Origin of the sequence: Streptomyces mesophilus (assembly GCF_040300965.1) — a bacterium.
Classification (GTDB): Bacteria; Actinomycetota; Actinomycetes; order Streptomycetales; family Streptomycetaceae; genus Streptomyces; species Streptomyces mesophilus_A.
In genome coordinates this window covers 1-3,341 of sequence record NZ_JBEPEW010000296.1, presented here as the reverse complement: position 1 = coordinate 3,341, position 3,341 = coordinate 1, and the positions used below count along the sequence as shown (strand labels likewise).

1 protein-coding gene and 2 pseudogenes are annotated in these 3,341 nt (G+C 73.1%); all 3 read right to left on the bottom strand.

Features of this window, described 5'->3' with window-relative positions:
* Positions 1-790 (bottom strand): annotated as a pseudogene (locus ABT367_RS41185) (hypothetical protein); the annotation flags it as partial.
* Between the two features lie 361 nt (positions 791-1,151).
* On the bottom strand, positions 1,152-2,402 hold the full coding sequence (purD, locus tag ABT367_RS41180) for a phosphoribosylamine--glycine ligase (protein WP_352259080.1): 1,251 nt from the start codon (positions 2,400-2,402) through the stop codon (positions 1,152-1,154).
* Positions 2,403-2,599: 197 nt separating this feature from the next.
* Positions 2,600-3,341: pseudogene (locus ABT367_RS41175) on the bottom strand (DNA polymerase III subunit gamma and tau); the annotation flags it as partial.

Below are 3,341 nucleotides of genomic sequence, written 5' to 3'. Positions count from 1 at the left end.
GGTGGGCGGACGGCCCCGTACCGGCGACGACCGGGGCGAGCAGCGCGCGCAGCTCGGCCACGCGCATCCACCACAGGAAGGGCGAACCGATCACGAGGACCGGGGCTACGGGGCGGGTCTCGGCCGCGTCGGCACGAGCGGCGACGGTGTCGCGTCCCCGTACGGCGGCGGAGTCCTGCACCTGTACGGCGGCGCTCCCATCCCCCCGTGCAGCCGCGCTCGCGTCCCCTCGTACCGCTGCTGCTTCATCCCCCCGAAGGTCCGAAAGACCGGTCCCCGTGCCCGCGAGACCGGGATCCGTGTCCCGAGGGTCACGGCGCCCGCGTATGCCCGCGAGCACGCGCCGCACCAGGCCCGGGCGGGCCGGGGCGTGGGCCCGGTGGGTGCGGTCCTCGAGCCAGCTGTCGCAGTCCGGGGTGAGCGCTATCGCGGAGGGCGCGGGGACATCGAGGCGGTCGGCGAGCTCGCGCACGAGGCGGTAGAGGTCCGGCGCGGATTTCTCGGCGATCGGCACGGTGGGACTGAGGGCGGGCCGCGAGCGCGCCACGAAGAGCCCGACAACGGATGCGGCGAGCAGCACGACCACGGCGACGCCGCTCGCGATCCAGCGCGCGAGATCCCAACTCCCGCCGCCCAGACGGCCCGTGACCCCGCCCGCGAGCAGCACCACGGCCACCGCTGCGGGCAGCAGCGCCACCGCGAGAGCCCTGCTGCGGATGCGCAGGACGGCGAGCGCGCGGGCACGTGCGCCGACTGCGCCCCGCTCACCACCTGTACCGGTTCCGGACACGGCCGGACGTCACCCCCTTCGTGCTGCGACGGCTCTGCTCACTCCCCCACTGTGGCACCCGTCACTGACATCGCAATGCCAGTGGGCTGTTTGGCTACGGGGCACCGGGAACGCTTGCGCCGCACCCTAGTTGGGGCCTCGGGGCCCGTCAGCCGGATGGGGGATCGGTCACTCGATGGAATGGCTTTGGGCAAAGGTGCATGACGAAACGGGACCGGATCTTGTGTCAGATCCGGCCCCGTGTTCGGTGCGCTACGGGCGTGCGCCCGGCGTACGGCGGTAGTGCTGCGGGCTCAGGGCCCGCGACTGCTCGGGCTCAGGGCCCGCGACTGCTCGGGCTCAGGCCCGCGACTGCTCGGGCTCAGGCCCCCGCGGCCTTGGCGGCGATGTCGGTGCGGTGCTGGGAGCCGTCCAGGCGGATCCGCGCGACGGCCCGGTAGGCGCGCTCGCGGGCCTCGGCCAGGTCCTTGCCGGTCGCGGTCACGGAGAGCACCCGGCCGCCCGCGCTGACCACGGCATCGCCGTCGCGCCTGGTCCCGGCGTGCAGGACGTACGCATCGGGGGCATCCTGTGCGGCCACCTCGTCGAGCCCTTCGATGACGTCGCCGGTACGCGGGGTGTCCGGGTAGTTGTGCGAGGCGACGACCACCGTGACGGCCGCGTCCTCGCGCCAGCGCAGCAGGGGCTGGGTGTCGAGGGTGCCGTTCGCGGCGTTGAGCAGGACGCCCGCGAGGGGGGTCTGCAGCCGTGCCAGGACCACCTGGGTCTCGGGGTCGCCGAAGCGCGCGTTGAACTCGATGACCCGTACGCCCCTGCTGGTGATCGCCAGACCCGCGTACAGGAGACCGGCGAAGGGCGTGCCGCGGCGGCGCAGCTCGTCGACCGTGGGCTGCAGGACGGTGGCCATGACCTCGTCGACCAGCTTCGGGTCGGCCCACGGCAGCGGCGAATAGGCGCCCATGCCGCCGGTGTTGGGTCCCTCGTCGTTGTCGAGGGCGCGCTTGAAGTCCTGGGCCGGCGTGAGCGGCAGGACCGTGACGCCGTCGGTGATCGCGAACAGCGAGACCTCGGGGCCGTCGAGGAACTCCTCGATGACCACGCGGTCGCAGGCCCGGGCGTGGGCGCGGGCCTTGTCGATGTCGTCGGTGACGACGACGCCCTTGCCGGCCGCGAGACCGTCGTCCTTCACCACGTACGGGGCGCCGAAGGCGTCGAGCGCCTCGTCGATCTCCGCGTCGGTGGTGCAGACGTAGCTGCGCGCGGTGGGGACGCCGGCGCCGGCCATGACGTCCTTCGCGAAAGCCTTGGACCCCTCCAACTGGGCCGCTTCACCGGTCGGGCCGAAGCAGGGGATGCCCGCTTCCCGTACGGCGTCGGCGACTCCCGCTACGAGCGGGGCCTCCGGTCCGACGACGACCAGGTCGGCCGAGAGCTCCTGCGCGAGCGCGGCGACCGCCGCTCCGTCCAGGGCGTCGACCGGGTGCAGCTCGGCGACCTCGGCGATCCCGGCGTTGCCTGGCGCGCAGTACAGGCCGGTCACGTCGGGGTCGAGGGACAGAGAGCGGCACAGGGCGTGTTCGCGGGCGCCGCCGCCGATGACAAGGACCTTCACGGGGTGAAGGCTACCGGTGAGCTGCGGTGCGTTTGTACGGGCGGGGGCACTGGAGGGGTTGTGGGAAGGTCTGAAGGTGGGGCCCTTTGGGGGCTGCCGCCCCCATGCCCCCGCCTGGATTGGTTTGCGGATCTGATTGTTGTGGGGGCTGTTGACCGGTGTGCTCGTGGGGGCTGCGCCCCCACACCCCGCCGCCACTATTCGTTCGCGATCTCCTCGATGACCGTGGCGCCCAGCTCGCGGACGATCAGGTCGTGGCCGCTCAGCGCGCTCTCGTCGAGGTCCGGGTCGTCCTCTTCCGGGATGTCGTCCTCGATGGAGACCGGTGGCGGCTCCTGGTCGTAGGAGCCGCGGTTGTTCTGGCTGTTCTGGTTGTTCTGGCTCGGGCCGCCCTGCCGGCCTTGGCTGTTCGCGTCCTGGTTGTACGAGCCTTGGTTGTACGAGGACGGGGCCGGCGCGGGCGTCGGCTGCTGCGGAGCCGGGGCTGCCGCGGCGGGCGGGGCCGACTGCTGAGGCGCGGGGGCCTGGGGCCGCTGGGCTGCGGGGGCGCCGCCCGAGTACGTACCGCCGGAGCCGCCGAAGCCGGTCGCCGCCGGGGGCGGGGACGAGCCGCCCGAGGGGTCGATGATCGCCTCGATCTTCCAGTTCGCGTTGAACTGTTCGGCCAGGGCCTGCTTGAGGACGTCCTCGCTGCCGCTGCTCGTGAAGTTGTCACGGGCACCGGCGTTGAGGAAGCCGAGCTGGAGGGTCTGGCCGTCGAAGCCGGCGACCTGCGCGTTCTGGCTCAGCAGGATCCAGGTGAAGCGGCGGCGGTTCTTGACCGCTTCCAGGATGTTCGGCCACATGGAGCGGACGTCCATGCTGCCCGGGGGCGGTGCGCCGAGGGACGAGGCCCCGGCTGCCTGGGGCGCGGGGGCCGCGGGCGGCGGGGTCTGGGGC